The organism is uncultured Succiniclasticum sp. (assembly GCF_902793885.1).
Taxonomy (GTDB): Bacteria; Bacillota; Negativicutes; order Acidaminococcales; family Acidaminococcaceae; genus Succiniclasticum.
The window spans coordinates 1-5,009 of the sequence record NZ_CADBFF010000052.1 but is presented as its reverse complement, the minus strand read 5'-3'; the positions used below and the strand labels follow the sequence as shown (position 1 = coordinate 5,009).

The following is a 5,009-nucleotide window of genomic DNA, read 5'->3' as shown; positions in this document are numbered from 1 at the left end:
ATATGGACCTTTATAACGGAAACACTTTGGTGGCAAAAACATCCGCGGGGGGAAATAACTTTTATGAAAACGGCTTTGCTGTTCTTGGCTTGGCTCAGAGTGGCGTAAATGTAACCTTCTGGCAGAGTGCGCCGAGAGATACTAGGTCCAACGGTGAACTGATGACCACGGATTTCTTCTTCCTGTCGGATGAGATTACACACAACATCACCTCATCCTCCGGCTATTACGGGATGATCGAAGTGTGGAAAAACAGGAGATGGGAACTGGCTGTATGGCGGAAGATATGTTCCAGGAGAAGTGGATGAAAAGAGAATGTATGACGTCCCCAACGGGAAGAAAGTCACCTATAAACTTACACCGGAGGAAGGATACATTATAAACAAGCTGCTCGTAGACGGCACGGAAGTGCAGCCTACGAATGTCATATACAAGTCTACCGGCGAGATTGATTACTATACCTACACCTTTCCGGCTGGCGGCAACACTGAAAGCGATCATACGATCCACGTCACATGGCAGCCTGCGGTAACGCTGGAGTTTGAGAAGTACTGGGATGATAATAACGATGCGTTAAAACTTCGCCCAAACAGTATAGATATCACCCTGTCCCCGTGGCCGACGCAGACTACGGATGGCAGCGGAAATCTTGTCCATGGGAGACCAATAGCGGTGATCTGATTGTTTACACGATTACGGAAACGCTGGACTCTGTGACAGCACAGTGCTATGACGAGATTAAGCCGCATGTTGTGAAAAAAACGGATCTGCAGGTCACTATCCAGTATTATGCAAACGGGACAGATCCCAACCATTGGGGCTTTGATGAGAGCAGCACAGCCTATGTGACGAAAGGTGCAACCAAACGCACGATAGAATATAAAATCGTCAACAGTCTGTACACTGGAGGATTGGTGATCGAGAAGGACTCTATCCCCGATAACGACGGAATCTTCGATTTCACCGTGACGCTCACGCATCCGAATGCGGATTTCACTGCTCTCGGCTTCACGGGAACTGTCGGTGGGACATGGAAAAAAACCGTCACGGTAAACGGCGACAAGCTTTCTGCATTGATTTCCGGTTTGCCTAAAGGTACACAATATACGGTCACAGAAACAGTGCCAAATGGGTGGAGGCTCGTTCAAAGTGAGAATGTTACGGGCGGAATCTTAGACGGCACCTTTTACGCATACGATATCGGCGGAATACTATACATCCTGAAAAATGGCGGATATACAGGCCACGATGGAGCTGCACTTACGCTTCCGAACGATGCGAATCCGCTTCTTGCTCCGTATTACAACACAAGCCTTGGCAGCGCTGCCGGCACCTATTATTTCGATGTTCTGGGTGCTGAAATCGTACAGGACAGTGGCAGCGCCACCGGATGGAAATACAAATACGGGGATCAAGGAGATGTTTTGGCAGAGGCATTAAACGCCGGAAGCCCGGTAAAAACCGTAACCTATACCTCGCCTTCTGTGGCAAGCGGACTGTACGTGGCTTATGCAAGCGGCGATATATATGCCAGTGATACGGTGATCGGAACGGCGGTGGACAGAGCGTATTTCCAGAATATGAAGGTTGTGGATCTGACAGTCGCTAAAAACGTTGCCGGAAACGAAGCGTCAAGAGACAAATATTTCAAAATTGAGATAGAACTAAAGATTGACGATAGTTTTACAGGCTTTTCGGGCGGGCCGTCCGGTTATGCGAACAACCATAATTTTTTAAACGAACTGTCTGCGCTCAGTTTTTCGGATATTCTCAGCGTATTTCCGCAGTTTGATCTTAATGCGGACAACGCGGATCGTAGTCCGCAGGGGAACGACGCAACCGTATACTCGGACATGTCGGCGAACAGACGGGATGACGACACATCTTCAGCAGGAACGCAAATTCAGTTTACGGCTCCAGGGACTGCTGTTGTTACATTTTATCTCCAGCATGGGCAAAGCGTAACGCTTGAAGGACTCCCTTACGGCGTTGAGTGTACTGTAAAGGAAACACAGGAGGATTACAAACCGGGCGCAGCCATCCAGCATGCGGACGGCACCGGGATGACAGGCGCAACTGTGGCAGGATTCTGGACGAAGGCAAACCTCCAAAAGGACACGACCGTCACCTTTACCAATACAAGGGATGGCATTGTGCCTACGGGCTTTTGGGATGACCGGGCGCCGGCTCTGGCGCTGATCGGAACATCGATGCTTCTGATGTCCGTTCCGCTGTTTGGGAAAAGGAGGCGCAGGCGGCATGGATGAGTTGCTGGATGAAGAGCGGAAAGCTTCGCTCAAACAGACGGGTAGACATCCGCCTCACGGTGAAACGCGGGCAGGAATGCACCGACATACTGAGCATGAAACAGCAGAACAGCGGCATAGATCAGGGAAGCATGCTGCGGCAAAGAATGGGCAGAAGGCAAACAAAAAGCGCATAAGCCCTCTGCTGCGTTTTCTGATCAAGCTGGCGGCTGTCGCAGCAATCCTGATTGCAGTGTTTACTTTTGTGCTCGGTGTCCACATTCACCATGGAAACCGCATGTATCCCTTCATTATGGATGGAGATCTGCTGATTACCTATAAGCTGGATCCGTACCGGGTGGGTGACGCGGTAGCATACCGAAACCCGAAAACCGGAGAGACAGGAATTTCACGGATCGTGGCTATTGGAGAAAACGAGATCGAGATCACAGAGATCGGCGAAATGCTGATAAACGGCTATGTTCCATCGGAAAGCGTGTTTTATCCGACAAGGGAACTGGAAGGTTCAGAGGTATCATTCCCTTACAAGATGGGGGCAAATGGATACTTCCTGCTGGATGACCAGCGGGAGAACGGTTCTGACAGCCGGGCGTTTGGAGAACTCACAGAAGACAACCTTTTGGGAAAGGTAGTCTATGTGTTTCGTAGACGCGGAATTTAAAACCCTGTATTACGCGAGATTGCGAAACGATAAAAGACAAAACGATGCATACAAGGAGGGTTTCAAATGAAATTGATCAAAAAGCTGTGCTGTGTATTCCTGGCCGTTGCTGTAGTGATGAGCCTCGGTATTACAGCATTTGCTGAAAACAAGTACGAGACCAGTGAAGGTTTAACATCGGTTGACGGCACCAGACTCACATTCAAAAAATTTCTGATTATTGGCGCAGGTGACAACGTTCCCAGCTGTACATTTGAGTATGAAATCAAAGCGGGAACTGCAATCTCCACATCCACTTCAGATAACGCTGTGTTCCAGGTAGACGCGGGCGTAGATGCGGATAAAATCACCATTACAGATACAACTTTTGCACCCGGCGAGACTACTTACACTTCCGTTCAATCAGGCGATATTGATGTGAGCCGTGCTGCTTCGGACAGAGTGACCGGTCTTACTGCTGACACTGGCGTAGAATTCGAAACCTCCAAAGGTGAGAAATACGCCGTGAAGACTGCAACAGTCGATTTTTCCAATATTACCTTCGTTGAACCCGGAATTTACCGTTATATCATCACCGAAAAAGCCAGCGCGACAAACGCTGCCGCCGGTATTATGCATGATAATGACGTGGACCGCGTGCTTGACGTGTATGTAACGGATAATAACGGTAAGCTTGTGATCTCCGGTTATGTGCTGCATAAGAATGAGAGCGATGTCACGATCGGTGATACTATGGGTTCCGATGATGTGGTAGCCACAGGAGATGAACTTGCTGATAAAACAGACGGATTCACCAACGAATACAAGTCCAAAGACCTCGTATTCAAAAAAGAAGTTTCCGGCAATCAGGCCTCCCTAGACAAGTATTTCGAATTCACGCTGAATATTACAGGCCTGACGTCGGGGAACGTATATACGGTTTCTCTTGCAGATGACAGCGATGCGAACACCACCGACGGCAATGCTGACGCCACCAGCGGCAGTAATAATGCTACCATTGCGGCGAACAGCGGAAAAACGAATGTGCTTACACTAACATCAGATAGTAACGGTCAAATTGAACAGAAATTTTATTTACAGCATGGTCAGAGCATTGCGGTGCGCGGTTTGCCGATAAACGCTACCTATACCTTAACCGAAAACGCCGAGGATTATAAGTCCACAGCCAGCGGGGTTTCTGGATATGATAAAGCAACAACCGGCGTAATCGGTACGATTGCAGGAAATGAAAAGGTTGTTAAAACCTCGTATAAGAATGAACGGCAGGGCGTCATCCCCACTGGCGTGATCAGCGTTGTTGGACCGGCTGTTGCCGTGATCATGATCGCCGTGGTCGGCCTTGGAATCGTTCTGCTGGGCAAGCGCAGAAAAGAAGAAAGAGCGGAATAAACGCAAAGCTTTGCCGCGGGGAGAGGATGATCTCCTCTCCCCGCGGCAAAAACCTGAGGGCGGACTGTTATGGGGAGCAGATTGATTGGAATACTGGATAAATTAGTGGATACAGTGATCGTGATCGTATGTGTTTTGCTGCTCCTCATCGGGACGTACTCCCTGATGGATAACCTCTGGCTGTATCAAAACGCCACGGACCGGTCGTCGCTTACCTATAAGCCGGCTCTCGATGAGCCGCTGCAGGAGGAAAAAAAGATCTCCGAAAATCATATCGCATGGCTCACAGTGAACGATACAGATATTGATTACCCTGTTATGCAGGGGAAGGACAACTATGAATATCTGAACAAAGACCCCTATGGGGAATTTTCTCTCAGTGGGTCGATTTTCCTTGACGTGAACAATAGCCCGGATTTCAACGACGAGTATTCCATTATTTACGGGCATCACATGGAACACGGGGCAATGTTCGGCGCTCTGGACGACTTTCAAGACAGAGCCTACTTTGACCAGCGCCGCTCTGGCACGATTGTGACAGATGAGCGGTCCTATGAATTGCGGTTGTTTGCCGTATGCTCTGCGGAAGCAAATGAAACAGTTTTGTTCGATCCGCAAGGCCGCACGATTTCGGAAGTACTCGCTTTTCTGAGAGGGAAGGCGATCATATATAACGAGCCGACAGAAGGGGA

Annotated in this window: 6 protein-coding genes; all 6 read left to right on the top strand. The window is 49.1% G+C overall.

Translation table 11 applies throughout. The annotated features are described in order from the left end of the window. The coding region (locus QZV31_RS12875; protein WP_295361413.1) for a hypothetical protein at window positions 1-308 on the top strand (308 nt) is incomplete at its 5' end. Then, the gene (locus QZV31_RS12870; RefSeq protein WP_295361410.1) at window positions 301-681 is read left to right on the top strand and encodes a hypothetical protein; all 381 of its coding nucleotides are present in this window, start codon (window positions 301-303) and stop codon (window positions 679-681) included. The genes QZV31_RS12875 and QZV31_RS12870, both read left to right, overlap by 8 nt. Window positions 682-752: 71 nt before the next feature. After that, window positions 753-2,267 (top strand): DUF5979 domain-containing protein, encoded by a 1,515-nt coding sequence (locus tag QZV31_RS12865; RefSeq protein ID WP_295361407.1) that lies wholly within the window; start codon window positions 753-755, stop codon window positions 2,265-2,267. Beyond that, the gene (lepB, locus tag QZV31_RS12860; RefSeq protein ID WP_295361404.1) at window positions 2,260-2,928 is read left to right on the top strand and encodes a signal peptidase I; all 669 of its coding nucleotides are present in this window, start codon (window positions 2,260-2,262) and stop codon (window positions 2,926-2,928) included. Before QZV31_RS12865 ends, lepB begins: the two co-directional genes overlap by 8 nt. Before the next feature lie 66 nt (window positions 2,929-2,994). After that, window positions 2,995-4,317 (top strand): hypothetical protein, encoded by a 1,323-nt coding sequence (locus QZV31_RS12855; RefSeq protein WP_295361401.1) that lies wholly within the window; start codon window positions 2,995-2,997, stop codon window positions 4,315-4,317. 69 nt (window positions 4,318-4,386) lie between these two features. Continuing rightward, the coding region (locus QZV31_RS12850) for a class B sortase (protein ID WP_295361399.1) at window positions 4,387-5,009 on the top strand (623 nt) is incomplete at its 3' end.

Excerpts from the sequence above, each read along its gene's own strand:
- QZV31_RS12855 (WP_295361401.1), top strand. The coding sequence starts at position 2,995 with ATGAAATTGATCAAAAAGCTGTGCTGTGTATTCCTGGCCGTTGCTGTA.
- lepB (WP_295361404.1), top strand. The coding sequence starts at position 2,260 with ATGGATGAGTTGCTGGATGAAGAGCGGAAAGCTTCGCTCAAACAGACG.